This is a genomic window from Caulobacter sp. GW821-FHT10F06 (genome assembly GCF_058809215.1).
This window is the reverse complement of record NZ_JBXASK010000011.1, coordinates 24,670-48,261: the sequence shown is the minus strand read 5'-3', so window position 1 is coordinate 48,261 and position 23,592 is coordinate 24,670. Positions and strand designations below refer to the sequence as shown.

The window sequence follows — 23,592 nt, the reverse complement described above, 5'->3', positions numbered from 1 at the left end:
ATCTCATCCTACTCATCGAAGGTCGGGCATATCGATGAATACACGAAACGCTTCATTCTATTTCAGCGCTGATCATTCCAAATGATCGGCCGATAAAGCTCGACTTATCTTCGGAATGATTTCGTGATCCGGGTGAGACCTGGATCGACATCAAGACTCTGCCATCGAGCGCTTGGCGCGGAGACGATCGACAGCCGCGCGCTCTTGGCGCCGCGCGCCATCCGCCCCGCGACACCCTGCCGCACCCGCAAGTCGCTCAGTCGCCGGCCGAACGGCGAGCAAATATCGACCCAAACATTACAGAACTTTTATTCAATGAACTGGCTGTAATTCTTTAAATTACACGTCATGAATGAGACGTAACGGGACTTCGTCAGAACTCGCAAGTAAACCTCTGGACATGGGGCGCAGGGACGCGCCGGACAGAAACCAACACCGAGGGATTACTCAAATGCGCAAGTTCATCATGAGCCTGACCACCGTCGCCAGCCTGAGCCTGGCCGCCGTTCCGGTCCTGGGCTTGACCCAAGCCGCCAACGCCGCCGAGATCGAAGCCCGCGTTTCGGTCGGCGACCTGAACCTCTCCAACCCCGCCCAGGCCGCCGTCTTCAAGACCCGCGTCGACCAGGCCGCCCAGAACATCTGCCGCGCCAAGGGCCGCATGAACCCCCGCGACATGCCGTTCGGCGTCTGCGTCTCGGAAGTCGAACGCGAAGTCAGCCGCCAGCTGTCGAGCCACCAGCGCCACGCCCTGCAAGTGGCCGCCCGCGCCGAAAAGGCCGTCGAGGTCGCCGCCCGGTGATCCCCAGACAGCCCGGACCCGAAAACGACAAAGGCCTCAGGGGAACCTGAGGCCTTTGCTTTATCCAGATCGTGACAGGCGAAAGGTCAGAGACCCTTCACGATGCCCTCGACCATCTTCTTGGCGTCGCCGAACAGCATCATGGTGTTGTCGCGGAAGAACAGCTCGTTCTCGACGCCGGCATAGCCCGAGGCCATGCCGCGCTTGATGAAGAGAACCGTGCGGGCCTTTTCGACGTCCAGGATCGGCATGCCGTAGATGGCGCTGGTCGGGTCGGTCTTGGCGGCCGGGTTGGTGACGTCGTTGGCCCCGATCACGAAGGCAACGTCGGCCGTCGAGAACTCGCTGTTGATGTCCTCCAGCTCGAACACCTCGTCATAGGGGACGTTGGCCTCGGCCAGCAGCACGTTCATGTGGCCGGGCATGCGGCCGGCGACGGGGTGAATGGCGTACTTCACCTCCACGCCCTCTTCCTTCAGCTTGTCGCACATCTCGCGAAGGATGTGCTGGGCCTGGGAAACGGCCATGCCGTAACCGGGGACGATGATGACCTTGGACGCGTTCTTCATGATGAAGGCCGCGTCGTCGGCGCTGCCCTGCTTGACGGGACGGCTCTCGACCTTGCCGCCGGGGCCGGCGGCCGCGGCGTCGGCGCCGAAGCCGCCCAGGATCACCGACACGAACGAGCGGTTCATGCCCTTGCACATGATGTAGGATAGGATCGCGCCCGACGAGCCGACCAGGGCCCCGGTGATGATCAGGGTGGTGTTCTCGAGCGTGAAGCCCAGAGCCGCCGCCGCCCAGCCGGAATAGCTGTTCAGCATCGACACCACGACAGGCATGTCCGCGCCGCCGATCGGGATGATCAGGGTGACGCCGATCAGCAGGCTGAGCGCGAAGATGCCCCAGAAGGCCCACTTGGCCTCGCCGCCGGTGATGACCAGCACGACCACCAGGGCGACGATGGCCAGGGCGATCAGGATGTTCAGCAGGTGGCGGGCCGGCAGCATGATCGGCGCGCCGCCCATGTTGCCGTTCAGCTTGGCGAAGGCGATGACCGAACCGGTGAAGGTGATGGCGCCGATGGCCAGGCCCAGCGACAGCTCGATCAGGCTGTTGAGGTGGATCGCGCCGTCTTCGCCGACGATGCCATAGGCGGCCGGCGTGTAGATGGCGGCCACGGCCACGAGGCAGGCGGCCATGCCGACCAGGCTGTGGAAGGCGGCGACCAGCTGCGGCATCGAGGTCATGGCGACCTTGCGGGCGATGATCGCGCCCACCCCGCCGCCGACGGCGACGCCGGCGACGATCAGGCCCAGGGTCACCGTATCCAGAGCGCCCTGGCTCCACAGGGTGGCCAGGGTGGTGCCCACGGCGATGGCCATGCCGATCATGCCGTTGCGGTTGCCCGCCTGGCTGGTCACAGGGCTGGAGAGGCCGCGCAGGGCCAGGATGAACAGCACCCCCGAGACGATGTAGAGGATGGCGGCGATATTGGCGTTCATTCGGAGGTCCCCCCGGACGGCGGCGGCGCCTTGTCGGCGCGCAGATTGGCGAGCAGCAGAGCCACGCCCATGCCGACGGCGAAGGGCGAGAGCCAGCGAAGGATGTCAGCGGCGGCGCTCGTCCCGGCCTGCAGGCCGACGGCGTTGGAGCTGAGACCCAGAGCGATCAGGACAAAGGCGGGTGCGAAGGCCGCGCCGTTTCCGGTCGGTTTCTTGCGAGGCAGCACCATCGACACGCCGGCGGCGAGGATCAGCACGATCAGCGCGGCCAGGGTCAGGGTGGCGGGGCCGCTCACTTGGCCTTGTCCTTCTTCTTGTACATGGCCAGCATCCGGTTGGTGACCAGGAAGCCGCCGAAGATGTTGACGGCCGCGAAGGCCGCGGCCAGGGCTCCGGCGCCCTTGGAGATCCAGACCGAGCCGGTGGCGGCCTCGCCCGAACCGCCGTGGGCGGCGGCCGCCAGCAGGGCGCCGACGATGATCACGGACGAGATGGCGTTGGTCACGGCCATCAGCGGCGTGTGCAGGGCGGGCGTCACGCTCCACACGACGTAGTAGCCCACGAAGATGGCGAGCACGAAGATCGCCAGACGGAACACGGTGGGGTCGACGGCTTCCATGGGAGCCTCCCTTTCTATGCGCTTAGGCGGTCTTCAGAGACGGATGGACGATCTCGCCCCCCTGGGTGACCAGGGCGGCCTTCAGGATCTCGTCCTCGAAGTCGGGGGCGAAGGCGCCCTCCTTGTTCAGGAAGAGGCCCGACAGGGCGAACAGGTTGCGGGCGTAGAGCGCCGAGGCGTCGGTGGCGATGCGGCCCGGCAGGTTGGCCGCGCCCAGGATCTTGACGCCGTTGGCGGTGACCACGGTCTCGTTCAGCTTGGCGCCGACGACGTTGCCGCCCTGCTCGATGGCCAGGTCGACCAGCACCGAGCCCGCGCGCATCGAGGCCACCTGCTCGGCGCTGACCAGCTTGGGGGCCGGGCGACCGGGAATCAGGGCCGTGGTGATGACGATGTCCTGCTTGGCGATGTGTGAGGAGACCAGCTCGGCCTGCTTGGCCTGGTATTCCTTCGACATCTCCTTGGCGTAGCCGCCGGCGGTCTGGGCGTTCTTGAACTCCTCGTCCTCGACGGCCAGGAACTTGGCGCCCAGCGACTCGACCTGCTCCTTGGTGGCCGGACGCACGTCGGTGGCGGTGACCACCGCGCCGAGGCGACGAGCGGTCGCGATGGCCTGCAGGCCGGCGACGCCGACGCCCATGATGAACACCTTGGCCGCGGCGACGGTGCCGGCGGCGGTCATCATCATCGGCAGGGCCTTGCCGTAGGCCTCGGCCCCTTCGATCACGGCGCGATAGCCGGCGAGGTTGGCCTGGCTGGACAGCATGTCCATCACCTGGGCCCGCGTGATGCGCGGGATGAACTCCATGGCGATGGCGCTGGCGCCGGCCTTGGCCAGGGCGGCGAGCGTGTCCTTGTCCTGGTGCGGATTGAGGGCGGCGGCGACGATCGCGCCGCTCTTCAGGGCCGCGATCTCGGCGGCTTCGGGCGCGCGCACCTTGAACAGCACGTCCGCGTCCTTGACCGCGTCCTTGGCGGTCTTGGCCAGCTTGGCGCCAGCCGCTTCGTAGTCGGCGTCGAGATAAGACGCCGCGACGCCCGCGCCCGCCTCGACCACCACCGAGAAGCCAGCCGCGGTCAGTTTCTTGACGGTTTCAGGCGTGGCGGCGACCCGCGTTTCGCCCCCGCGGGTTTCTTTCGTCACGGCGATGACGGCCATCGGCATACCCCTCCCCAGAGCGTTGTTCGCTCACCAGACTGCGCCGCTGTCTAAGGGATAGTCTTGCCTCTTGTCGAGGCTTTAACAGCGCGCAGGGGAGAAAATATGCCGATGTCTACCGGTGTCAGTGAGCGGAAGCGGGCTTTTCGCGAAGGAACACGACACCAAGGATCGCCAGCACGATTCCGGGGATCACGCCGCCGATGAAGCCGGCCGTGGTGCAGAACCAGAGGGTGATGGTCAGCAGCAGAACCGAGATCGCCAGCGAGCCCCACTTGGCCATCTTGCCGAAGGCGACGAAGGTCGCGGCTTGTTCGTGAATGTCCATCTCACCGCGGTGGTAGTCGCCGGCCATGTCGTCGTCCTCAGAGGAAAGAGAAAATCGTCCCGCCGCTTACAACGGCGCGCCTAAAGGCTCAAGCGGGCGATGCCCGCGACACTTTCGACCGTCAGGGCCGTCATGCCGCTTCGCGGACCGACAACCGGCCGCAAAAATCGAGAATAGTCGAGGGGCGGACTGTCGCCGAACAGCCCGACGGCCGGAACGCCCACCGATGCGGCCAGATTCAGCGGCCCCGAGTCGTTGCCGATGAAAACGTCGGCGCGCGACAGCAGGGCCGCCCCGACGTCCAGCTTCAGGTCGCAGACATTGACCCCGCCCACCGGATCGCGGGCCAGGGCCGCGTCGACGGCGGCCAGGTCGCCGAATCCGCCGAGCCAGAAGTGCGTGCCCCCCTTGTCGCTCAGTTGCCCGCTGAGCTGGCGGAAGTTCTCCAGCGGCCAGCAGCGGCGCGGCTCGCTGGCCCCGACGCCGTAGACGATCCATGGCCGCGGCAAATGGCCAAAGCGCTGCTCGACCGCCTCGAGTGCGGCGGGAACGGGAATCAGCGCCGGCTCGCGACTGGCCACCTTCAGGCCGTGGGCCTCCTCGAAGGCGGCCAGCTTCTCGATGCGGTGACCCGGACGCAGGGCGCGCGGCAGATAGGGGCCGTGGGTCAGCCAGGCTTCCTGGCCGTGGCCCAGGCCAAAGCCGCGCCGCTCGCGCACGCCGGCCAAGGCGGCGCCGATGGCGGGACGGTCGATCTTTTCCAGAATCCACACCGCGCGCGGCCGGCGCAGGCGGCACAGTTTGTAGAAGTCCGCGATCTCGACCAGGTGACGGAAGGTTCCGGCGCGATAGTCCAGATAGTCGACATGCTCGACGCAGGGCTCGGCCGCCAGCAGCTCGCGGGCCCGGCTGGACGGACGGGCGGCCAGCAGCACCTTGCCGTTGATGGCGCGGGCGGCGATGGCCCGCAGGGTCGGCAGGTGCCACATCAGGTCGCCCACGCCCCGGTCGGGCATGTAGACCATGATCATTCCGGCGGGCGGGCTCGACGGCTCGGTCATGTCCAGGCGGCGAGCAGGCCGCGCAGGCCGGCCACGAACGCCAGGGGCTGGTCGATCATCACATGGTGGTCGGCGTCGGGGATGGGCACGAGCAGGACGTCCTTGGGCATTTCCCCGATCATATAGTCCAAGGTCTCGGCGTGCATAAGGTTGGACCGCTCGCCCCACATCAGCGCCGCCGGACAGGCGATGCGCGGCAGCAGCTTGCCCAGGTCCGGCATCGAGAACCGCTGCCAGATGGCCGGGTCGAACTTCCAGGTCCAGCCGCCCTCGACCGCCTTCAGCGACCGCCGGGCGATATAGTCGGCGATGTAGAGGTTCTCGCAGGCCTGCGGCGGGGCCAGGCGAAAGCGCGCCAGGGCCTCGGTGAGCGTGGCATAGACCTTGTTGCCGAAACCCGGACGGTTGGGCGGCCCCTTCCAGCGCTTCTCGGGCGGCTGGATGCTGCTGTCGACCATGACGATCCCGCGCAGCCGGTCGGCGTGCTCGACGCCGCAATAGAGGGTGGGGAAACCGCCGAACGAGTGGCCGACCAGGATCGGCTTGACCCCGCCGGCCTCCAGCTGCGCCGCCTCGACCGCCGCGAACACCTCGGCGGCGAACGACTGGGCCGAATAGGCCTCACGCCAGCCCGAACCGCCCATGCCGGCCCACGAGATCGCCGCCACGCGCCAGTCTTTCGCGAAGAAGGGCGCGATGAAGCTCCACCAGTCGGCGTGGGCGCCGTTGCCGTGCAGGAACAGCAGGCCCGGCTTGCCGACCTCGCCCCAGGTCAGGAGCTCGATGTCGGCGCCGTCGACCGGGATCATCGAGCGTTCCGGCGCGATGGCCAGGGCGTCCCCGAACCATTTGGGCGCGGACGGCGGCTCGCCGTTGAAGGGCGCCAGCAGCGGCGCCACGCTGGGAGTCTGGTCGTCGGCCATGGCTTCAGCCCTCGTCCTTGAAGGCCAGCTCGCCGGGACGCGGCTTGCGCGGCGACAGTCCCTTGAACACGCCCGTGCCGGTGATCAGCGTGCGGTCGCCCGACCAGATCCGGCCGCGCACCGTGAAGACCATGTCCTCTTCGCCGATCAGTTCGCCCTGCCCTTCGACCCAGTCGCCCAGCTTGGCGCCCGAAAGGAAGTCGCACATCAGCCGCACCGTGACCCAGCTGTAGGACTTCTGCAGCGAGATGATCCGGCCCCAGGCCATGTCGGCGAAGCTCATCAGCATGCCGCCGTGGCAGTTGCCCAGGCCGTTGGTGTGGTGCTCTTCAACCCGGAAGGCCAGGCGCGCGTCGCCGGGCGCGGAGCGCTGCTCGAACAGCGGCCCGATCTGGCGGCCGAACCCGCGCGACCAGTTCAGCTGGTGGAAGCCTTCGGGAATGGCGGCGGTCTGGGCGTCTGTGAGATCGTCGGACATGGACAAATCCTAACGAGCGTTTGAACAAAGCGGAACCCTTCCCCGACAGCCCCGAAAACGGAGTGTGTAAGGACGAGCCGGCCAGCGGCGTCTAACCTCTTCGAACACGGGATGGGACATGGGCGCGGATCGACATCAGGACGAGGCTTTCGCCGACTGGCTGGCGCCGCATCTCGCCGCCCTGCGCCGGATCAGCCGCGCCTTCGCCGAGCCGGCCGATCAGCATGACCTGATGCAGGAGCTGATGCTGGCGGTCTGGAGCGCTCGCCCCAGCTTCCAGGATCGCAGTGCGGTGGCGACCTTCGTCTATCGGGTGGCGCACAATACGGCCCTGACCTGGAAGCGCGGCGAGACCCGGCGGCGGCGGCGGCGCGAGGCGGTCGAGGCCGAGATGGCCCATCGCGCCGCTCTGGACGCCGCCGAGCCGGAGGCGGGTCTGCTGGAGCGGCTCTACGCGGCCATCCGCACCCTGCCGCCGGTGGATCGCTCGCTGATCCTGATGTCGCTGGACGGCCTGGCCTATGCGCAGATCGCCCGGCTGCAGGGCCTTAGCGAAACCAATGTCGGCGCTCGCCTGACCCGGATCCGGCAGCGGATCGCCGCCCTCGTGGAGGACCACGACGATGGACTTTGATCGTCTCGAACAGGCCTGGCGATCGGAGGCCAACACCCCCGACGCCAAGGCCCAGGCCTATCTGATGGAGGAACTGATGCACGCCCTGAAAGCCCGCCGTCGCGGGGAACTGCTGCTGTTCGTGATCCCGACCGCCGCCATGACGCTGTTCACGGCCATCGCCTTGCGGTCGATCCTGATCGGCCAGACCAGCCTGGTCCGCGAATGGGGCGCGCTGGGCATGCTGGCCGTCTGCTGGGGCGTGCTGGCGGCCGTACTGATCGTCGGGGTGCTGATGCGACGGCGGCGCGGGGCGAGCGGATCGCCGGTGCGCGACAGCCTGGCGGCCATGCTGGCGGCCAACCGTTCGGCCCGGGCCAATTGCCGGATCTTCTGGATGAGCCTGCCGGTGTTCATGGTCCCGATGCTGTTCGCCGTCGACCAGCTGCACGACGTGGGCAAGACCAGCGGTCGCGACAGCTGGCAGATGCTGCTGGTGTTCGGCGTGGCCCTGGTCGCCAGCGTCGGCTGGAACACGGGACGGTATTTCTGGGTGCTCAAGCCCGAGGGCGAGCGGCTGGAGGGGTTGCTGGCGGAGTATGAGGGGTAGGCATCATATAAATTGTCATCCCGGAAGCCTCGCAGAGGCTGTCCGGGACCCAGGGGCCAATGCAGTGCGGTCGCCCCTGGGTCCCGGCTCTGCGCTGCGCTACGGCCGGGATGACAAGCTATTTTGCGGCTAAAACAACCCGCCGGCCCGCAGATTGATCCCGTACTCCAGATACCCCTTCAGCGCCGTCAGCATGAACATCCACCCCCCGGCGTTGCCCTGCGAGGCCTTCACGCCCTCGGGAGTGTCGGGCCAGCCGGACTCGGTGACCTGGACCATGGTCTCCTCTCCGTTCATCGGTTTGAAGACGAACTCGACCCGGTTTTCGCCGCCGGTCATCGAGCCCCACTCCAGGACCAGGCGCTCGGGCGGAACGACCTCGCGGACGGTGACCGGGAAGGCCTCGTCCAGCTCCGGAAACTTCCACATCACCGTGGCCCCGGCGGCCAGGAAGCCGCTGCCGGTCTCGAGAAAATAGCCGCTGAGCTTGCGCGGATCGACCACCGCGTCGAACACCTGGGCGACCGGCTTGCGGATCTTCAGCTGGACCTGGGACTGCAGGGTCATGACGCGGACCTCTCGTGGGTTTGGCCCGAGTTCACACCGAAACCGGCCGCTAGGCCACCCCCGCCGCCGCCAGGACCGCCGCCTGTTTCGCGGCAAGGCCCTCTTCGGAGAAGCCTTCCAGCGAGGCCTCGAACAGGGCCTTCCAGTTGTGACGCGCGCCCAGGTGCAGGAAGGCCGCGCCCAGGCCGATGGCGGCGCGGTCCATGAACACGAACTCGCGGGGGATGGTGATCGGCCCCTTCGACTTCAGCGCCTGGCGCACGCGGAAGGCCTCGCGCCGACCGTACTCGCCGGGCGGCACGTCGTCGGCGACGGTGCGCACCCGGTCGTCCAGCAGCGGACCATAGATGAAGCGGGCCCAGACGTTGAGCACGTCGACCAGCTCGTCGTTCAGGCCGGCGAAGCCCCAGCTGCGATAGGCCTCGTACTGTTCGGCGCGGTCGTCGTTGGACAGGGCGCGATAGAGCCGCACCACCCCGGCCACGAAGCGCGGCGGGAAGATGCGGATGCAGCCGAAGTCCAGCAGGTTCAGGTGCGCCGCGCCGTCGCCGCCCCCGCCGAAGGTGTAGTTCCCCAGGTGCGGATCGCCGTGGATGATGCCCAGCTTGGTCATCGGGCTCCACCAGGCCTCGAACAGCAGCGCGGCGACGCGGTCGCGGGTCTCCTGGGATGCGTCCTTGAAGGCCAGCAGGCCCTGGCCGTCCATCCAGGTCATGCTGAGCAGCCGGCCGGTCGACAGCGAAGGCACGGGTTCAGGCACGCGGATGTCGTCGCGGCCGCCGAAGAAGCCGCCGTAGAGCGCCATCAGCTTGGCCTCGCGGCCGTAGTCCAGCTCCTCGCGCAGGCGATCGCCGATCTCGACGATCATCTGGGTGGGGTCGATCGAGCCGTCCATCTTCTTGAACAGGGCGAACAGGGTCTTCAGCTGGCCCAGGTCGCTTTCGACCGCGCTCTGCATGTCCGGGTACTGCAGCTTCACGGCGATGGGGCGGCCGTCGGGGGCCACGGCGCGGTGAACCTGGCCCAGCGAGGCGGCGTGGGCGGCCTCATGCTCGAAGCTCTGGAACCTGGACTGCCAGTCGGGGCCCAGCTCGGCGGCCATCCGTCGACGGACGAACGGCCAGCCCATGGCCGGGGCGTTGGTCTGGAGTTCGGACAGCTCGGCGGCGAATTCGGGCGGCAGCAGGTCCGGCACGGTGGCGAACATCTGCGCCGCCTTCATCAGCGGCCCCTTCAGGCCGCCAAGCGCCGCGCGCAGGGCCTTGGCGTTGCGGGCGTCGGCGCTGTCGCCGCCAAACAGGCTGTTGGCGCCGTAGGATACGGCCGCGCCGGAGAGGCCCGCGCCGACCTTGGCGAAGCGGCTCAGGCGGCCGGAGAGGCGGTCGCGTTCGGGGTCTCTGATGTCGTCAGCCATCTAGATCCCCTTCCTACAAAACCTGTCATCCCGGGCGTAGCGCAGCGAAGACCCGGGACCACGGCATACGCCAGCGCTTCCGGCGGTCCCGGCTCGGCGGGCTTCGCCCTTGGCCGGGATGACAGTTTTCAAGGTCACACCAACGCCTCGAACTCATCCACAAGCCGCTCCAGCTGCGCGCAGCCCGCCGCCCAGAACGCCTTCTCGCGCGGGTTCAACCCGAACGGCTTGAGCGCTTCGACATAGGTCTTGGTGCCGCCGGCGGCGAGCAGCTCCTCGTAGAGCGGGGCGAAGGTCTCGGGATCCTCGCGGCGCTTTTCCATCAGGCCGCGCACCAGGAGGTCGCCGAACGCATAGGCGTAGACGTAGAACGGCGCGTGGCAGAAGTGGCTGACATAGGCCCAATAGTGCTCGTAGCCGGCGTTCAGCCGTACGGCCGGGCCCAGGCTCTCGCCCATCACCTCCAGCCACAGGCCGCCGATCTGCTCGGGCGACAGCTCGCCCTCCTGGCGGGCCTCGTGGAAGCGGCGCTCGAAGCGGTGGAAGGCGATCTGGCGGACCACGGTGTTGAGGCCGTCCTCGATCTTGCCGGCCAGCAGGCCCTTGCGATCCTGCGGCGTCGCCTCGGCCAGCAGGCGGTCGAACACTAGGCCCTCGCCGAAGATCGAGGCGGTCTCGGCCAGGGTCAGGGGCGTGTCGGCCAGCAGGGTGCCCAGCGGCGCGCACAGGGTCTGGTGCACCGCGTGGCCCAGCTCATGGGCCAGGGTCAGCACGTCGCGCCGCTCGCCCATGTAGTTCATGAAGACATAGGGGTGCCGCTCGGCCGTCACCGGATGCGAATAGGCGCCCGACTGCTTGCCGGCCCGGGGCCGCGCGTCGATCCAGGGCTGTACGAAGAAGGTCTTGGCGGCGTCGGCGAACTTCGGGGCCAGGGCCGTGAAGCTGTCCAGCACCACGCCCTGGGCTTCCTCCCAGCCATAGGTGCGCGGCGCGGCGGCTGTCAGCGGCGCGTTGCGGTCCCAGTAGTCCAGGGCGTCCAGCCCCATGACCTTGGCCTTCAGGGCGTAGTAGCGATGCGACAGGCGCGGATAGGCCTCGACCACGGCCGCTTCCAGGGCGTTGACCGCGTCGGCGTCGACCTCGTTGGCCAGGTGGCGCGACTGGGCCGGCTCGGCATAGCGCCGCCAGCGGTCCTCGACCTGCTTTTCGAAGGCCAGGGTGTTGAGCGCCAGGGCCTGGGTCGAGACCCGCTCGGCCAGGGCGGCGGCCAAGCCATCGGCGGCGGCCTTGCGGCGCTCGGCCGAGGAATCCGACAGGCGGTTCAGGGCCTCGGGCAAGGTCAAGGTCTCGTCGCCGACCTTGGCCTGCAGCTTGGCCAGGGTCTCGTCATAGAGGCGCACCCAGTTGGCGACGGCCGGGCTCTTGTCGACGATGAAGCGCTCCAGGTCCGGCGACAGCTCGTGCGGACGCGACAGACGCACCCGGCGCAGCCAGGGCCGCCAGCGCTCGGCGGCGGGACGGGCCTTCAGCGCCGCGTCCAGCTCGCCGTCCTCCAGCTTGTTGAGTTCGAGGGTGAAGAACAGGCTCTCGGCGGCGATCTGCGACGAGCGAGCCCGCAGGTCGCCCTCGAACTTGGCCCAGGCCGGATCGTCGCGCGCCGTCGAGGCGGCCAGGGCGGCGTAGGCGCCCACGCCCCAAAGGCCATTGGTGGCCTGCTCGTACAACTTGATCCCGCGATCGATCAGCAGGCCCAGACGCTCGGGCTCGGCGCGAGCCTGGAGGAAGAGGCCCTCCAGCGAGGCCAGCTCGTCATTGGCCGTCTTGGCGGCGGCCAGGTCAGTCTCGATGCGCGGGTCCTCGCGGCCGGCATAGAGGTCGGCGAGGTTCCATTCGGGAAGGGCGTCGGTCTTGAAGGGGGCGTTCATGGTCCTACCGATATGGCCCCGGCGGGGTGACGCGCAATGGGGCTCGGACCGCGTGACGTCGCCTGGCCGTGTCCCTCACCCCGCCCTCGAGACTCAAAAAAGTCCGTCATCACCCGGCTTGTCCGAGCGACCCAAGCCGAGGCGGACGTCGGCCAAGGGTCAGCGACTGCAGCGGCGAGCTCGGCTTGGGTCCCCCGCATGAAGCGGGGGATGACGGACGGAGGTAGGCTCGCACAAGCTTGCCGTACGGAGCCGAAGGCCTCTGCGCCTTAAGGAACCCGCCGGTCGAAATACCAGTCCGAGAACACGCGCGGCTGGTCCTTGGGGCCCATCTCGATCAGCATCCGCCACCGGTCGCGGGCGCGGTCATATTCGAGGTGGTTGCGCATCTCGCCGGCGGGATAGGCGAAGGTCGCATCCAGCGTGTCGCCCGACAGGCGCCCCGAACCCAGGGTTCGCGAGGTTTCGCCGCCCGTGGCGTCCAGCCAGTGGACCACCACAGCGCCGTCGTCGGCCTGGCCGAAGAAGACCCGCGCCTCGTAGGGCGACTTGCCGGCCGGGTCCTTGATGTGAAGCTCGACGAACTTGCCGCCAAATTGCGATTGCACCTCAGCGCCGGTCGCCGCCGGCTTGCCGCGCGTCGTTCCGCCGATCGTCCATTCGCCGACGAAGCGTCCCAGGACGCTGTCCGTCGCTGGCGCCGCGGCGGCGGGCGCGGCGCCCGCCACCAGAAGCGCCAGCCCCACAAGCCAAGCCTTACGCAATGCCCATACCCCCAAGGTTGTTACGGGGCTGCGATTAGCGCGGCGGTGGCGGGGGTGTGCAATCGGTTCTGGACGGACGCCGGATGCTCCCCCTCAGAGCGCGTATTTCCGCGCCACCGCCTTCGGCGCCACGATCTTCCACGCCTCGCGCAGCAGCCCCATCAGCTCATCCGCCTCGATCTCGGCCAGCCGCGCTAGCACCGCCGGGTAGCCGCGATAGTGGTCGTCGTCGAAGAAGCGTTCCGGGGCGGCCTCGATCAGCAGCTCCTTGGTCTCCATCCGGCAGCGGATCGCGATCACGCCCGGCACAAGCACGCGCTTGGCCTTGGGCGCGGGCCTGGCCATGTAGCCCCAGGCGAAGCCCTTGCCGCCGACCGAGAAGGCCGCCTGGCCATGGTCAGGCCCAGTCTCGGCCTCAGGCAGGGACAGCGCCAGGACGCGCAGTTCGGCGTCGTCGACCATGGTCCAAACTCCTTCCTGGCAAGGCCTTGTTAAGCCTGAAGCTTAAGGTTCGCGACACCTCTCCGAAAGCCGGTGTTTACCCGGCTGCTGTATCACTCTGAACCAACAAGAGCCCTGTCCCACGTTGGACGCGGCCGGTTCATGTGGGTGCCTGACCATGTCCAAGACGGTTCTCGTCGTCGATGACGATCCGACTCAACGCCGCCTGATTCAAGCCGTGCTGGAACGCGACGGGTTCGCGGTCTCGCACGCCGAAAGCGGCGACGCGGCCATGGCCCATCTGGCCTCCGGCGCGCCCGTCGACGTGGTCCTGCTGGACCTGGTGATGCCCGGCCTGAACGGCCAGGACACCCTGAAGGAAATGCGCGCCCGCGGCTTCGTTCAGCCCGTGATCGTGCTGACCGCCAGCGGCGGCGTCGACACCGTGGTCAAGGCCATGCAGGCCGGCGCCACCGACTTCTTCATCAAGCCGGCTTCGCCTGAGCGGATCACCGTGTCGATCCGCAACGCCCTGTCGATGGGCGACCTGAAGGGCGAGGTCGAGCGCCTGACCAAGCGCGCCGGCGGCAAGACCACCTTTGCCGACCTGATCGGAACCTCGCCCGCCATGACCCTGGTCAAGCGGATGGGCGAGCGCGCCGCCAAGAGCGCCATCCCGATCCTGATCACCGGCGAAAGCGGCGTCGGCAAGGAGCTGATCGCCCGCGCCGTCCACGGCTCGTCCGACCGCGGCGGCAAGCCCTTCGTGGCCGTCAACTGCGGCGCGATCCCCGAGAACCTCGTCGAGTCGATCCTGTTCGGCCATGAGAAGGGATCCTTCACCGGCGCCACCGACAAGCACCTGGGCAAGTTCAAGGAAGCCGACGGCGGCACCCTGTTCCTCGACGAAGTCGGCGAACTGCCGCTGGACATGCAGGTCAAGCTGCTGCGCGCGTTGCAGGAAGGCGAGATCGATCCGATCGGCTCCAAGCGCTCGCAGAAGGTTGATGTGCGCATCGTCTCGGCGACCAATCGCGACGTCGCCCAGGCCGTGGCCCAGGGCCGGTTCCGCGAGGACCTCTATTATCGCCTGAACGTCTTCCCGATCGAGGCCCCGTCCCTGCGCGAACGTCGCGACGACGTGCCGGCCCTGGTCGAGGCCTTCATCCGCCGGTTCAATGTCGAGGAAGGCAAGCGCGTCATCGGCGCCTCGCCCGAGACCCTGGCCCTGCTGACCGCCTTCGACTGGCCGGGCAATGTGCGCCAGCTGGAAAACACGGTCTATCGCGCCATCATCCTGGCCGACGCGCCGTACCTGCAACCCTATGACTTCCCGGCGATCTCGGGCCTGCAGGCTCCGATCGAGGCCCTGCCCGCCCTGGCCGGCCTGCCCCAGCCCGACCTGCCGTCGGTGCTGCAGGCCACCCACGCGGTGATGGCCAGCGCGCCGGGCGACGCGCCGGTGCGCATCCTCGACGACCGCGGCCACCTGCGGACGCTGGAAGAGATCGAGCGCGACCTTATTCAGCACGCCATCGACGTCTATGCCGGCCATATGAGCGAAGTGGCCCGCCGCCTCGGAATCGGCCGCTCGACCCTCTATCGCAAGGTGCGCGAACAGGGCATCGACGTCGACATGAAGGAGGCTGGCTGATGACCCTGGTTCTGCGACCGACCTCGCGCGAACAGCGCCTCAAGACCCTGATCCGGCCCTCGAAGGCGCCGCGTCCGGCGCCTTCAAAGACCTGATCTCAAGCCTAGGCGACGTGGGCGATGTCGCCGTCGTCCGCCGTCGCCTGACCGACGTCGGCGGCCGACGCGCTGCGGATCCAGCCCGCCGGTCCCCGGACAGCCTGCCCCTCGGCCTCGAGGTTCTGCAGCTCCAGCGTGACCACCGAGACCGGCACCGACCGGTTCCAGCGCCGTTCCAGCTGCTGGGCGATGTCGGCCGGGGCCATGCCCGAACCGCCGCGCTCCAGCGCCATCAGGATCATGTCGCCGGTGGTGCGGCTGCGGCGACCGCGACGGCCAGGCGCGGCGGCGGCCGTGGCGGCGACGCCGGCGAACGAGGCCGGCTCCCCCACCATCGGACCTTCGCCGAGACCGGCGCGCTCGATCGCGCTGAGGGCCAGGTTGATCGCTTTCAGCTCGCCCTCGAAAGGCGCTGCGGCGCGTCTCTGGGCCTCAACCATGCGGACCTCTAGGTCCGCCTTTCTTCGCAATAGATACTCGTATGTCGTCGCCATGGCGCTCGTCCGTGTCTGTCAGCGTTGTTCCTGCGCCGATGCAGACTCGGAGTCCGCGCGCGCTGGAGGGGAACGTCGCCCCCACCGGACGAGGCGTTCTAATGTTTCAGTGCTGCAATGATCTGTTTCAGACCGGCAACAACTGACCCCGCCAATGTCCTCCCGGGCGGTTACCAAGAGCTTAACGGAGTTCGTTGAACGTTGTTTTTTAGTAAGATTTAGATACTTAAAGCCCGAAAAAACTCAGCCTGACGTTGTCCGAACGCCTTGATTGAGCCACTTAGTTGGCGGGTGGACTACCTCGGCGCGACCAGCGAGCCGCCAGGGCGATCGGAATCCCCACCGCCAGCGTGTGGGCCAGTATGCCGTCGATGAAGGACGGCCAGTTGAAATGTCCGCTCTTGGCCATCGACAGCGGCACGACGACATAGGTCATCACGACGTAAAGCCCCAGGCCGTAGAGCGCGCCCATCAGCCAGGGCCGCTTGATCAGGACGGGCAGGCGCCGCGCCGACAGCACGTAGACGGCGGCCATCACCAGGGACATGGCGTAGTGCAGGCCGTAGCCCAGCATCGCCGTGCCGATCCCGCCGCTGAACGAGGCCTTGCCCAGCAGGCCCGACGCCACCGACTGAGGAATGCGCATCCAGCCCACGCCCTTGACCGCGTAGAAGATGGTGACCTGGACGATGTCGAAGGTGGCCGCGATCAGCCCGCCGACCAGGATGGCCTGCAGGTCCCGGTTTGGTGGCGTAGCGGTGTCGGTCATGGCGTCTCCCCCTTGAGATCTTAGGAGAGCCTAGCTCGCGGAACGCCGTTCCGCCAATCGCGTCCTAGTCGTCTGTCTCGACCTCGGCGGGCGGGGGCGGCGGCGCGCGGCGGCCGAAGCCGCGACCGCGCTTCATGGGCTTCTTCTCGCCCTTGGCCTTGGCGACGATTTCCTTGAGCTTGATCGTCTGGTTGCCCGACAGGGCCTGGTCGCGACCGCCCTTTTCGGGATCGCCGAAGGCCCGGCCATAGGTCTCGACGCGCTGGGCGACGGAGGTCAGGAACTCGCCCTCCCAGTCGGAAAGCTCGACGCCGGCCTTGTCGGCCATGCGCTGCGCCCGCTTCAGCGCGTTCAGCGCCGCCTTCTTGGCTTGAGCTCTGGGGTCAGGGGGCTTGGCGCGCATCGACAGGGATTATCCCCGAACGCGCGCCAAGACGCATCCCGCAAAAATAAAGGCTTCAGATCTCGCCGATGGCGGACAGGTAGAGGTCGAGGATCGCGTCCTCTTCCTGGCGCTTGGCGCGGTCCTGCTTGCGCAGGCGGACCACCTTCTTGAGCACCTTGACGTCGAAGCCGTTACCCTTGGCCTCGTTATAGACTTCCTTGATCTGCTCCATGATCTCGGTCTTTTCGACCTCGAGACGCTCGACGCGATCAACGATGCTCTTCAGTTGGCCTTGGGCGGTGGAGTTCAGAACGTCGGCGTGGGGGGCGGCGTCGTCGGCCATGACGGAAAAGCTCTCAGTCGGAGTGGAAATCGGGTCGCGGACCATAGTCGCGACGCCCTCCCCTCACAACAGGCCGTGAGCCTGAATCACGGGCCGCAGGGCCGCCGGATCTGTGAACAGATGTGTATGGAATCCCATCGCGTCGGCGGCCGCGATATTGGCGGCGTTGTCGTCGACGAACAGCAGGTCCTCGGCGGCCAGGCCGGTCCGCTCCAGCACGATCTCGTAGATCCGCCGCTCGGGCTTGATGACCTTTTCCTCGGCCGAGACGATCACGTCTTGGAAGTGGCCGAACACCGGGCTCATGGCCTGCACGTCGGGCCAGGTCTGGCTGGACATGTTGGTGAGGCCGAACTGCGGGACGCCCCTGGCGGCCAGCTCGTTCATCACGCCTTCGGTCTCGGGGATCGCGCCCGAGAACATTTCCGGCCAGCGGCCCCACCAGGCGGCGATCTGCTCGGCATAGTGGGGATGCGCCGGCGTCAGCCGCGCGATGTTGTCTTCGAAGGTCAGGCCCCGGTCGGTCTCGCCGTGCCAATCCATGGTGCAGACATGCGAAAGGAACCGGTCGAGTTCGGCCGGTTCCTTGAAGATCTTCGCGAAGAGCGTGCGCGGGTTCCAGCGCACGATGACATTGCCGACGTCCCAGAGCAGCGCCCTGGGATGACGAGCAGCCGTCATCAGCCCTGCTTGGCCTTGAAGCGCGGGTCGGTCTTGTTGATGATGTAGATGACGCCCTTGCGGCGGACCATCTTGCAGTCGCGGTGACGCGACTTCAGCGACTTCAGCGAGCTACGAACCTTCATGACCGTCTCTGTACTCAGCGGAGAGGTTCGCGGCCGCCATGGTGGCGAAAGGAACATCCGGGATGTTTCGGAGGGCGTGCGTATAGGCAAGGCGAGCGGTTGAGTCAACGCCCGGACGGCCAGAACCGGAACTTCACCGCTCTGTCGGGCTTGTGATTGAAGAGTTTACCCGGATGCCGCTAGCCTGACCCCATGGATCGTCGCCTTTTTCTTCTGCTTCTGCTCGCCGGCTGCGCCGACACCTCGCCGCAGGGACCGCTGACGCCGCTGGCTCCGGCCGCCCCCGCCGGACCGCCGAAGGGCCAGCCCAGCGCCCCGCCGCCCTCGCCCGCGACGCCGGTGCCGACGGGCGAGCTGGCCTTCGACACCTGGCTGGCCGACTTCATGGTCCGCGCCCAGCAACAGGGCCTGACGCGACAGCTTCTCGAGCGCGAGCTGGGCGGCGTGACGCCCGATCCCAAGGTCATCAGCCTGGACGGCCGCCAGCCGGAATTCTCCAAGCCGGTCGGCGACTATATCAAGGGCGTGATCAGCGACGACCGCGTGGCCGTGGGCCGCGCCAAGCGCGAACAGCTGGCCTTCCTGCCTGGCATCGAGAGCCGGTACGGCGTGCCGCGCGACATCCTGCTGGCCGTCTGGGCCATGGAGTCGGCCTTCGGCCAGCTGCAGGGCAATTTCGACGTCGTCCGCTCGATGGTCAGCCTGGCCGCCGACGGCCGCCGACGCGGCTGGGCCGAGGGCGAGCTGATCGCCGCCCTGAAGATCATCGATTCGGGTGAGGTCACCCGCGCCCAGCTCAAGGGCTCGTGGGCCGGGGCCATGGGCCAGACCCAGTTCCTGCCCAGCAACTACCGCACCACCGCCGTCGACGCCGACGGCGACGGCCGCCGCGACATCTGGGGCTCTGACGCCGACAGCCTGGCCTCGGCCGCCAACCTGCTGGCCAAGGGCGGCTGGCAGCACGGCGTGGGCTGGGCCAAGGAGGTCATCCTCCCGGCCAATTTCGACTATGGCCTGGCCGAAGGTCCGCGTGAGGTTCCATCGTGGTGGGAAGCCAAGGGCGTCAAGCGCGCCGACGGCCTGCCCTGGACCGCCGCCGACGCCGCCTCGCCCGCCGGCCTGATCCTGCCGGCCGGCTATGCGGGCCCGGCGTTCCTCGCGCTGCCCAACCACTTCGCGATCCGCAAGTACAACAACTCGACCTCCTACGCCCTGGGCATCGGCCTGCTGGCCGACCGCTTCGGCGGCGGCGGTCCTCTGGTCACGGCCTGGCCGGTCGAGACGCCGCTGTCGCTGTCGGACCGCATGGCCGCCCAGATCGCCCTCTCGCGCCTGGGCTTCGACCCCGGCGCCCCCGATGGCGTGATCGGCGCGGGCACCCGCAAAGCCCTCCGCGCCTGGCAGCAGAACCGCGGCCTGCCGGCGGATGGGTACCTGTCGAGCGACATCGTGCAGCGGCTAAAGGCCCAGGCGGGGCTGAGCTAGTTAAGAACCAGATGCTCCCCCTTTGGGGGAGCTGTCGCGGAGCGACTGAGGGGGTCATCAACGGCATAGACCGGAGAGGACCCCCTCCGGCCCTCTGGGCCACCTCCCCCAAAGGGGGAGGATCTTTGAAGCCCGCCCTACCCCGTCGCGATCTCCATCCACACCTTGTGTGTCTGCCCCGGCGCCAGCACCACGATCCCCGTCTCGCCCTCGCCGAACGGGTTGGGCCGGCTGGCGCACGGCTCCACGCAATAGAAGTCCTCGCCTGGCGGGACATAGACGTGCAGCCAGCGGCAGGTCGGCGAGGCCGTGACGATGGTGGTCGGCTGGTCCGGCGCGGTCAGGTAGGCGCGCTGGTTCCAGCCGGTGTAGCAATGGTCGATCAGGGTCTCGCGGCCGTCGACCGCCGCGCCGGACGCCCAGTCCGGCCCCCAGACGCCCGCGTGATGGACCGTCGGCAGCACCTGGTCGTCGATCATCCAGACGCCGTCGACGGCCGCCTTCAGCCTCTCACCCGGGCGGCGGGGGAAATAGGGGTGGAAGCCCAGGCCGGCCGGCATCGGCGCATCGCCCGTATTGGTCACCGACAGGGTCACGCCCAGGCTGGCCTCGCCCAGCACGAAGCGCTGCTCGGCGCGATAGGCCCACGGCCAGGCCGACGGCGCGTGATCGTAGGACAGCACTGCCTCGCCGCGCTCGGCCTTGTCGACGCTCCAGGCCGCGCGCCAGCCCTGGCCATGCAGCGCGTGGGGGTGGTCGCCCAGATTCGGCGGCAGAACCACCTCCCGGCCGCCGAACGCGAACCTGCCGTTCGGAATGCGGTTGCAGAACGGGACCAGCGGGAAGTTGGCGGTGTCCAGCGCGTCGGTCGCGCCCGCCGGCATGGGTCGCATGACGTCCCGCCCGCCGACCGTGAACCGCGAGACGGCGCCGCCGACCTCGGGTGAAACTTCGAGGCGCGCCGCGCCGTTTTCCAGGACGATCATGGTCGCATCGGTATGGTCATTTCCCGAACCGAGGCAAGTCCCGCCTGGTAACGCTCCCATCCGCCACCCTTGCGCGACGGGGCCGGCCGATGCTCAATCCTGGCCATGACCGAGACGATCTCCGCCCGGGCGGCGCGACGCATGGCGCTGGCCGCGCAGGGATTCGGCAAGCCGCGCCCCGCCGCGCCGGGCCGCCGTCACGTGCTGTCGACCATCCAGACCTTGGGCTTGCTGCAGATCGACTCGGTCAATGTGGTGTCGCGCTCGCACTACCTGCCGCTGTTCTCGCGCCTGGGCGACTATCCGCGCGCCCTGCTGGAGGACGTCGCCTGGGGCAAGACGCCAGCCCTGGCGGAATACTGGGGCCACGAAGCCTCGCTGATGCCCCGTGAACTGCACCCGCTGTTCCGCTGGCGGATGGAGGACGCCCGCACCGGGGTCGGCGTCTGGAAGGGCGTGGCCAAGTTCCTGGACACCCATCCCGACCTGATCGCCAAGGCCCTGGACGAGATCCGCCGACGCGGCCCGCTGTCGGCCGGCGAGCTGGAGATCGGGGCCAAGAAGGGCGCGGGCGGCTGGTGGGGCTGGAGCGAGTCCAAGCGCGCCGTCGAGTGCCTGTTCTGGGCCGGCGAGCTGACCACCGCCACGCGGCGCGGCGGTTTCGAGCGGGTCTATGGCACGCCCGAGCAGGTGCTGCCGGCCGCGATCCTGAACACGCCCACGCCGAGCCGCGAGGACGTCCACCGCGCCCTGCTCGCCCGCGCCGCCCGTGCGATGGGCGTGGCCACCGAGCGCGACCTGCGCGACTATTTTCGCATGGGCCCGGCCGAGAGCCGCGCCCGCATCGCCGAACTGGTCGAAGAAGGCGTGCTGACCCCGGCCAAGGTCGAGGGCTGGGGGCAGACGGCCTATGTCGCTGACGGCGCGGCCCGTCCGCGCAAGATCGCCGCCCGCGCCCTGCTCTCGCCCTTCGACAACCTGATCTGGTTTCGCGAGCGCACCGAGCGGATCTTCGACGCCCGCATCCGGCTGGAGATCTACACCCCCGCTCCCTTGCGCACCCACGGCTACTATGTGCTGCCGTTCCTGCAGGGCGAGACGATCACCGCTCGCGTCGACCTGAAGGCCGACCGCAAGGCGGGACGGTTGCTGGTCCAGGCGGCGCACGCCGAGCCCGCCGCCAATGCCGAAACGCCGGCGGAACTGGCGGCGGAGCTGCGGCTGATGGCCGGCTGGCTGGGGCTGGGGGATGTCGAGGTCAAGCCGAGCGGGGATCTGGCGGGGCGGCTAGGCGAAGCGCTCGGGAGCTAAAGCAACAAAGCTTGTCATCCCGGCCGGACCCCGGCGAAAGCCGGGGGGAGAGCCGGGACCCAGGAGTCACCGCACTGCATTTGCCCCTGGGTCCCGGACAGCCTCCGCGAGGCTTCCGGGATGACAGGATAGGTGGCGTTACTAGAAGCGGTAGCTCGCGGTCAGGCGGACGCTGTGGATCTTCATGTCGTTCTCGGTGCGACGCATGTCCGTGCCCGACGCGTTGGTCAGGATGAAAGGATTGGTGGCCGGCGCCGGTCCCTGGGCGCGAACCGTGAAATCGTCATCTTCCAGGTTGGTGTAGAGATATTCCAGGCCCACTCGCACCTTGCCGTCGATCTGGCGCTCCAGGCCCAGGCCCCATTGGTAGCCGTCGGCGTCGTCGTCGCCGCCCGTGCGGGTGAAGGTGTTGGCCGTGTTGCTGGTGCGTAAGTCGTGCTTGATCCGGCCGCGCGCAACGCCGCCCGTGGCGTAGGCCAGATAGGGCCCGGCTGCGTAGCCGCCACGCAGTCGCAAGGCCGCCAGCGAGCGCAGTTCGCGGTCGAAGGTGTAGAAGGCCGGGGTGGTCGAGAACGCGGTCGCCTGGTCCTGCAGGTGCAGGCGCTCGATCTCGGCGACGCCGCCGACCACGAACGATCCGAACTGGAAATCATAGCCGCCGCGCAGGCCCAGCTCCCAGTTGTCGTCATCATCGCCGTCGCAGCCGCCGGCGGCCGTCGGGCCCTTGGCGAAGCCATCGCAGAAGCCGGGCGAGAAGGCGTTGGCGCCGGCCGCCGTGGTGACGGTGTCGTTGAACTGACCGTCCAGGTTCTTGTCGAAGACCACGGTCTCGCCCTTGGTCTTGTCGGTCTTGGCGTAGCCGAACACCGCGCCGACATAGGGGCCGCTCCAGTCCTGAGCCGCCATCTGGGCATGGGCCGAGCCGCTGGCCAGCAGGGCGGCGGCCGTGGCCGCGAACATCATCCGCTTCATGGAAGTCACCGTCGTCGAAGGTCCCGAGGGCGCGGTCCGTCACCGCGCCGACGAGAGCTACGAGAGGTTGAGACAAAAGGACGCAGGCGACGTCAGTTTAGGGCCAACGGCCGCAGCACCAGGATGTCGGTGATCCGCCGCTCGCCGCCGGCGCGGCCCAGCTGCACCACCACGTCGACCAGCGAGCTCACATAGTCGACCGTCTCCCGCCGCGAGAGGGTCATGCCGGCCTGCATCACCATCAGCGCGATCTGGTCCAGCGCGCCCTCGGGCGAACTCGCATGCACCGTCGTCAACGATCCAGGGTGACCGGTGTTGACCGCCCGCAGGAACGTCGCCGCCTCGCGTCCCCGCAGCTCGCCCAGGATGATGCGGTCGGGACGCAGGCGCAGCGCGGCCTGCAAGAGGTCGTCGACATCGACCCGCGCCTCGCCCTGGTCGCCCTTCACGGCCACGAGGCCCAGGGCGTTGGGCTGGCGGACCAGCACTTCCGGCGCGTCCTCGACCAGCAGCACGCGGTCGCCGTCGGGCATCAGCTTCAGCAGGCTGTTGAGGAAGGTGGTCTTGCCCGACGAGGTGCCGCCGGCGATCAGGATCGTCCGCCGCTGAGCGACGGCCCGCTTGAGGAAGGCGATGGGGTCCCGCCGCGCATCGGCCGTGTCATCGGCCAGCAGCCGCTCGGCCTGCGGCGGGGCCAGCGGGCCCTTGTCGTAGGCGTCGAGGTCCAGGTCCGCGACCAGATGCCGGCGGATGGCCATCGCCCAGTGACGCCGCGTGGCGGGCGGCCCGACCATCTGCACCCGCTCGCCGCCCGGCAGGGTGGCTGACAGCAGGGGACTCTGGCGGTTGACCGCCTGGTGCGCCCAGCGGGCCACCTGGGCGGCCAGGCGCTCCAGCAAGAGGTCGTCGACTTCGGGAACCTCGATCCTTTGCATGCCGGGCTGACCCGCCGCCTCGATCCACACTTCGCCAGGGCGATTGACCAGGATCTCGTTGACGTCGCCCCGCTCCAGCCACGGCGCGAACGGCCGCAGGTAGGTGCGCAGATAGACGCCGTCGAGCAGGATCGGCTCGGACATC

At 68.3% G+C, this 23,592-nt stretch carries 29 protein-coding genes; 7 read left to right on the top strand and 22 right to left on the bottom strand.

The window, feature by feature from the left end; all coding sequences use genetic code 11:
* Positions 1-451 precede the first annotated feature (451 nt).
* Positions 452-802, top strand: coding sequence for a UrcA family protein (locus AC1RUS_RS21220; protein ID WP_492918616.1), 351 nt, complete (start codon positions 452-454; stop codon positions 800-802).
* 86 nt (positions 803-888) lie between these two features.
* On the opposite strand, the gene AC1RUS_RS21215 is transcribed toward AC1RUS_RS21220, so the two are convergent.
* From AC1RUS_RS21215 to AC1RUS_RS21180, 8 genes are all read right to left on the bottom strand, one after another.
* Positions 889-2,307: an NAD(P)(+) transhydrogenase (Re/Si-specific) subunit beta gene (locus tag AC1RUS_RS21215; protein ID WP_492918615.1), complete on the bottom strand. Its 1,419-nt coding sequence runs from the start codon at positions 2,305-2,307 to the stop codon at positions 889-891.
* On the bottom strand, positions 2,304-2,603 hold the full coding sequence (locus AC1RUS_RS21210; RefSeq protein ID WP_492918614.1) for a hypothetical protein: 300 nt from the start codon (positions 2,601-2,603) through the stop codon (positions 2,304-2,306). Before AC1RUS_RS21210 ends, AC1RUS_RS21215 begins: the two co-directional genes overlap by 4 nt.
* The gene (locus AC1RUS_RS21205; protein WP_492918613.1) at positions 2,600-2,926 is read right to left on the bottom strand and encodes an NAD(P) transhydrogenase subunit alpha part 2; all 327 of its coding nucleotides are present in this window, start codon (positions 2,924-2,926) and stop codon (positions 2,600-2,602) included. Before AC1RUS_RS21205 ends, AC1RUS_RS21210 begins: the two co-directional genes overlap by 4 nt.
* A 22-nt stretch (positions 2,927-2,948) precedes the next feature.
* Positions 2,949-4,091: a Re/Si-specific NAD(P)(+) transhydrogenase subunit alpha gene (locus AC1RUS_RS21200; RefSeq protein WP_492918612.1), complete on the bottom strand. Its 1,143-nt coding sequence runs from the start codon at positions 4,089-4,091 to the stop codon at positions 2,949-2,951.
* Between the two features lie 118 nt (positions 4,092-4,209).
* A complete protein-coding gene (locus AC1RUS_RS21195; RefSeq protein WP_492918611.1) occupies positions 4,210-4,440 on the bottom strand; it encodes an aa3-type cytochrome c oxidase subunit IV in 231 nt (76 codons plus the stop codon).
* A 53-nt stretch (positions 4,441-4,493) separates the two neighbouring features.
* On the bottom strand, positions 4,494-5,474 hold the full coding sequence (locus tag AC1RUS_RS21190; protein ID WP_492918610.1) for a glycosyltransferase family 9 protein: 981 nt from the start codon (positions 5,472-5,474) through the stop codon (positions 4,494-4,496).
* Positions 5,471-6,397, bottom strand: coding sequence for an alpha/beta fold hydrolase (locus AC1RUS_RS21185; protein WP_492918609.1), 927 nt, complete (start codon positions 6,395-6,397; stop codon positions 5,471-5,473). Before AC1RUS_RS21185 ends, AC1RUS_RS21190 begins: the two co-directional genes overlap by 4 nt.
* A 4-nt stretch (positions 6,398-6,401) precedes the next feature.
* On the bottom strand, positions 6,402-6,875 hold the full coding sequence (locus AC1RUS_RS21180; protein WP_492918608.1) for a PaaI family thioesterase: 474 nt from the start codon (positions 6,873-6,875) through the stop codon (positions 6,402-6,404).
* 118 nt (positions 6,876-6,993) lie between these two features.
* Here AC1RUS_RS21180 and AC1RUS_RS21175 point away from each other — a divergent pair, with 118 nt between their 5' ends.
* Positions 6,994-7,509 (top strand): RNA polymerase sigma factor, encoded by a 516-nt coding sequence (locus AC1RUS_RS21175; RefSeq protein ID WP_492918607.1) that lies wholly within the window; start codon positions 6,994-6,996, stop codon positions 7,507-7,509.
* The gene (locus AC1RUS_RS21170) at positions 7,499-8,098 is read left to right on the top strand and encodes a hypothetical protein (RefSeq protein WP_492918606.1); all 600 of its coding nucleotides are present in this window, start codon (positions 7,499-7,501) and stop codon (positions 8,096-8,098) included. The genes AC1RUS_RS21175 and AC1RUS_RS21170 overlap by 11 nt, the downstream gene beginning before the upstream one ends.
* A gap of 129 nt (positions 8,099-8,227) precedes the next feature.
* Here the strand turns inward: AC1RUS_RS21170 and AC1RUS_RS21165 are convergent, their stop codons facing one another.
* From AC1RUS_RS21165 to AC1RUS_RS21145, 5 genes are all read right to left on the bottom strand, one after another.
* Positions 8,228-8,665 carry an SRPBCC domain-containing protein gene (locus tag AC1RUS_RS21165; protein ID WP_492918605.1) on the bottom strand — a complete coding sequence of 146 codons (438 nt, stop codon included), beginning with the start codon at positions 8,663-8,665 and terminating at the stop codon, positions 8,228-8,230.
* A gap of 49 nt (positions 8,666-8,714) precedes the next feature.
* Complete coding sequence (locus AC1RUS_RS21160; protein WP_492918604.1) at positions 8,715-10,079, bottom strand: ABC1 kinase family protein; 1,365 nt, start codon at positions 10,077-10,079, stop codon at positions 8,715-8,717.
* Positions 10,080-10,213: 134 nt separating this feature from the next.
* On the bottom strand, positions 10,214-12,004 hold the full coding sequence (locus AC1RUS_RS21155) for a M3 family oligoendopeptidase (protein ID WP_492918603.1): 1,791 nt from the start codon (positions 12,002-12,004) through the stop codon (positions 10,214-10,216).
* Positions 12,005-12,273: 269 nt separating this feature from the next.
* A complete protein-coding gene (locus AC1RUS_RS21150; RefSeq protein ID WP_492918602.1) occupies positions 12,274-12,768 on the bottom strand; it encodes a hypothetical protein in 495 nt (164 codons plus the stop codon).
* Between the two features lie 93 nt (positions 12,769-12,861).
* Positions 12,862-13,230: an MmcQ/YjbR family DNA-binding protein gene (locus AC1RUS_RS21145; RefSeq protein WP_492918601.1), complete on the bottom strand. Its 369-nt coding sequence runs from the start codon at positions 13,228-13,230 to the stop codon at positions 12,862-12,864.
* Between the two features lie 157 nt (positions 13,231-13,387).
* Between AC1RUS_RS21145 and AC1RUS_RS21140 the strand changes: the two genes are divergently transcribed.
* Both AC1RUS_RS21140 and AC1RUS_RS21135 read left to right on the top strand, forming a co-directional pair.
* A complete protein-coding gene (locus AC1RUS_RS21140) occupies positions 13,388-14,863 on the top strand; it encodes a sigma-54-dependent transcriptional regulator (RefSeq protein WP_492918600.1) in 1,476 nt (491 codons plus the stop codon).
* Entirely contained in the window at positions 14,863-14,958 is a 96-nt protein-coding gene (locus AC1RUS_RS21135) for a hypothetical protein (RefSeq protein ID WP_492918599.1), read from the top strand. The genes AC1RUS_RS21140 and AC1RUS_RS21135 overlap by 1 nt, the downstream gene beginning before the upstream one ends.
* 8 nt (positions 14,959-14,966) lie before the next feature.
* Here AC1RUS_RS21135 and AC1RUS_RS21130 read toward each other — a convergent pair whose 3' ends face one another.
* The 6 genes from AC1RUS_RS21130 to ykgO form a co-directional block, all read right to left on the bottom strand.
* Complete coding sequence (locus tag AC1RUS_RS21130; RefSeq protein WP_492918598.1) at positions 14,967-15,401, bottom strand: hypothetical protein; 435 nt, start codon at positions 15,399-15,401, stop codon at positions 14,967-14,969.
* Between the two features lie 334 nt (positions 15,402-15,735).
* Positions 15,736-16,224, bottom strand: coding sequence for a hypothetical protein (locus AC1RUS_RS21125; RefSeq protein ID WP_492918597.1), 489 nt, complete (start codon positions 16,222-16,224; stop codon positions 15,736-15,738).
* Positions 16,225-16,288: 64 nt separating this feature from the next.
* The gene (locus AC1RUS_RS21120; protein ID WP_492918596.1) at positions 16,289-16,627 is read right to left on the bottom strand and encodes a hypothetical protein; all 339 of its coding nucleotides are present in this window, start codon (positions 16,625-16,627) and stop codon (positions 16,289-16,291) included.
* 55 nt (positions 16,628-16,682) lie between these two features.
* On the bottom strand, positions 16,683-16,952 hold the full coding sequence (gene gapR, locus AC1RUS_RS21115; protein ID WP_492918595.1) for a nucleoid-associated protein GapR: 270 nt from the start codon (positions 16,950-16,952) through the stop codon (positions 16,683-16,685).
* Between the two features lie 63 nt (positions 16,953-17,015).
* Positions 17,016-17,633 (bottom strand): HAD-IA family hydrolase, encoded by a 618-nt coding sequence (locus AC1RUS_RS21110; protein ID WP_492918594.1) that lies wholly within the window; start codon positions 17,631-17,633, stop codon positions 17,016-17,018.
* Entirely contained in the window at positions 17,633-17,758 is a 126-nt protein-coding gene (gene ykgO / locus AC1RUS_RS21105) for a type B 50S ribosomal protein L36 (RefSeq protein ID WP_018061125.1), read from the bottom strand. Before ykgO ends, AC1RUS_RS21110 begins: the two co-directional genes overlap by 1 nt.
* A 192-nt stretch (positions 17,759-17,950) precedes the next feature.
* Here ykgO and AC1RUS_RS21100 point away from each other — a divergent pair, with 192 nt between their 5' ends.
* Positions 17,951-19,243: a lytic murein transglycosylase gene (locus AC1RUS_RS21100; RefSeq protein WP_492918593.1), complete on the top strand. Its 1,293-nt coding sequence runs from the start codon at positions 17,951-17,953 to the stop codon at positions 19,241-19,243.
* Positions 19,244-19,380: 137 nt separating this feature from the next.
* Here AC1RUS_RS21100 and AC1RUS_RS21095 read toward each other — a convergent pair whose 3' ends face one another.
* Positions 19,381-20,229 (bottom strand): aldose 1-epimerase, encoded by an 849-nt coding sequence (locus AC1RUS_RS21095; protein WP_492918592.1) that lies wholly within the window; start codon positions 20,227-20,229, stop codon positions 19,381-19,383.
* Between the two features lie 105 nt (positions 20,230-20,334).
* Here AC1RUS_RS21095 and AC1RUS_RS21090 point away from each other — a divergent pair, with 105 nt between their 5' ends.
* Entirely contained in the window at positions 20,335-21,540 is a 1,206-nt protein-coding gene (locus AC1RUS_RS21090; protein ID WP_492918591.1) for a winged helix-turn-helix domain-containing protein, read from the top strand.
* Positions 21,541-21,681: 141 nt separating this feature from the next.
* Here AC1RUS_RS21090 and AC1RUS_RS21085 read toward each other — a convergent pair whose 3' ends face one another.
* Complete coding sequence (locus AC1RUS_RS21085) at positions 21,682-22,512, bottom strand: outer membrane protein (protein WP_492918590.1); 831 nt, start codon at positions 22,510-22,512, stop codon at positions 21,682-21,684.
* Positions 22,513-22,604: 92 nt separating this feature from the next.
* Complete coding sequence (gene virB11, locus AC1RUS_RS21080; RefSeq protein WP_492918589.1) at positions 22,605-23,591, bottom strand: P-type DNA transfer ATPase VirB11; 987 nt, start codon at positions 23,589-23,591, stop codon at positions 22,605-22,607.
* Position 23,592: the final 1 nt, after the last annotated feature.

What these genes read in the sequence shown, in the direction of transcription:
- AC1RUS_RS21220 (WP_492918616.1), top strand. Translation starts at nt 452, where the DNA reads ATGCGCAAGTTCATCATGAGCCTGACCACCGTCGCCAGCCTGAGCCTG.
- AC1RUS_RS21215 (WP_492918615.1), bottom strand. Translation starts at nt 2,307, where the DNA reads ATGAACGCCAATATCGCCGCCATCCTCTACATCGTCTCGGGGGTGCTG.
- AC1RUS_RS21205 (WP_492918613.1), bottom strand. Translation starts at nt 2,926, where the DNA reads ATGGAAGCCGTCGACCCCACCGTGTTCCGTCTGGCGATCTTCGTGCTC.
- AC1RUS_RS21200 (WP_492918612.1), bottom strand. Translation starts at nt 4,091, where the DNA reads ATGCCGATGGCCGTCATCGCCGTGACGAAAGAAACCCGCGGGGGCGAA.
- AC1RUS_RS21195 (WP_492918611.1), bottom strand. Translation starts at nt 4,440, where the DNA reads ATGGCCGGCGACTACCACCGCGGTGAGATGGACATTCACGAACAAGCC.
- AC1RUS_RS21190 (WP_492918610.1), bottom strand. Translation starts at nt 5,474, where the DNA reads ATGACCGAGCCGTCGAGCCCGCCCGCCGGAATGATCATGGTCTACATG.
- AC1RUS_RS21185 (WP_492918609.1), bottom strand. Translation starts at nt 6,397, where the DNA reads ATGGCCGACGACCAGACTCCCAGCGTGGCGCCGCTGCTGGCGCCCTTC.
- AC1RUS_RS21180 (WP_492918608.1), bottom strand. Translation starts at nt 6,875, where the DNA reads ATGTCCGACGATCTCACAGACGCCCAGACCGCCGCCATTCCCGAAGGC.
- AC1RUS_RS21175 (WP_492918607.1), top strand. Translation starts at nt 6,994, where the DNA reads ATGGGCGCGGATCGACATCAGGACGAGGCTTTCGCCGACTGGCTGGCG.
- AC1RUS_RS21170 (WP_492918606.1), top strand. Translation starts at nt 7,499, where the DNA reads ATGGACTTTGATCGTCTCGAACAGGCCTGGCGATCGGAGGCCAACACC.
- AC1RUS_RS21165 (WP_492918605.1), bottom strand. Translation starts at nt 8,665, where the DNA reads ATGACCCTGCAGTCCCAGGTCCAGCTGAAGATCCGCAAGCCGGTCGCC.
- AC1RUS_RS21160 (WP_492918604.1), bottom strand. Translation starts at nt 10,079, where the DNA reads ATGGCTGACGACATCAGAGACCCCGAACGCGACCGCCTCTCCGGCCGC.
- AC1RUS_RS21155 (WP_492918603.1), bottom strand. Translation starts at nt 12,004, where the DNA reads ATGAACGCCCCCTTCAAGACCGACGCCCTTCCCGAATGGAACCTCGCC.
- AC1RUS_RS21145 (WP_492918601.1), bottom strand. Translation starts at nt 13,230, where the DNA reads ATGGTCGACGACGCCGAACTGCGCGTCCTGGCGCTGTCCCTGCCTGAG.
- AC1RUS_RS21140 (WP_492918600.1), top strand. Translation starts at nt 13,388, where the DNA reads ATGTCCAAGACGGTTCTCGTCGTCGATGACGATCCGACTCAACGCCGC.
- AC1RUS_RS21135 (WP_492918599.1), top strand. Translation starts at nt 14,863, where the DNA reads ATGACCCTGGTTCTGCGACCGACCTCGCGCGAACAGCGCCTCAAGACC.
- AC1RUS_RS21130 (WP_492918598.1), bottom strand. Translation starts at nt 15,401, where the DNA reads ATGGTTGAGGCCCAGAGACGCGCCGCAGCGCCTTTCGAGGGCGAGCTG.
- AC1RUS_RS21125 (WP_492918597.1), bottom strand. Translation starts at nt 16,224, where the DNA reads ATGACCGACACCGCTACGCCACCAAACCGGGACCTGCAGGCCATCCTG.
- AC1RUS_RS21120 (WP_492918596.1), bottom strand. Translation starts at nt 16,627, where the DNA reads ATGCGCGCCAAGCCCCCTGACCCCAGAGCTCAAGCCAAGAAGGCGGCG.
- gapR (WP_492918595.1), bottom strand. Translation starts at nt 16,952, where the DNA reads ATGGCCGACGACGCCGCCCCCCACGCCGACGTTCTGAACTCCACCGCC.
- AC1RUS_RS21110 (WP_492918594.1), bottom strand. Translation starts at nt 17,633, where the DNA reads ATGACGGCTGCTCGTCATCCCAGGGCGCTGCTCTGGGACGTCGGCAAT.
- ykgO (WP_018061125.1), bottom strand. Translation starts at nt 17,758, where the DNA reads ATGAAGGTTCGTAGCTCGCTGAAGTCGCTGAAGTCGCGTCACCGCGAC.
- AC1RUS_RS21100 (WP_492918593.1), top strand. Translation starts at nt 17,951, where the DNA reads ATGGATCGTCGCCTTTTTCTTCTGCTTCTGCTCGCCGGCTGCGCCGAC.
- AC1RUS_RS21095 (WP_492918592.1), bottom strand. Translation starts at nt 20,229, where the DNA reads ATGATCGTCCTGGAAAACGGCGCGGCGCGCCTCGAAGTTTCACCCGAG.
- AC1RUS_RS21090 (WP_492918591.1), top strand. Translation starts at nt 20,335, where the DNA reads ATGACCGAGACGATCTCCGCCCGGGCGGCGCGACGCATGGCGCTGGCC.
- AC1RUS_RS21085 (WP_492918590.1), bottom strand. Translation starts at nt 22,512, where the DNA reads ATGAAGCGGATGATGTTCGCGGCCACGGCCGCCGCCCTGCTGGCCAGC.
- virB11 (WP_492918589.1), bottom strand. Translation starts at nt 23,591, where the DNA reads ATGTCCGAGCCGATCCTGCTCGACGGCGTCTATCTGCGCACCTACCTG.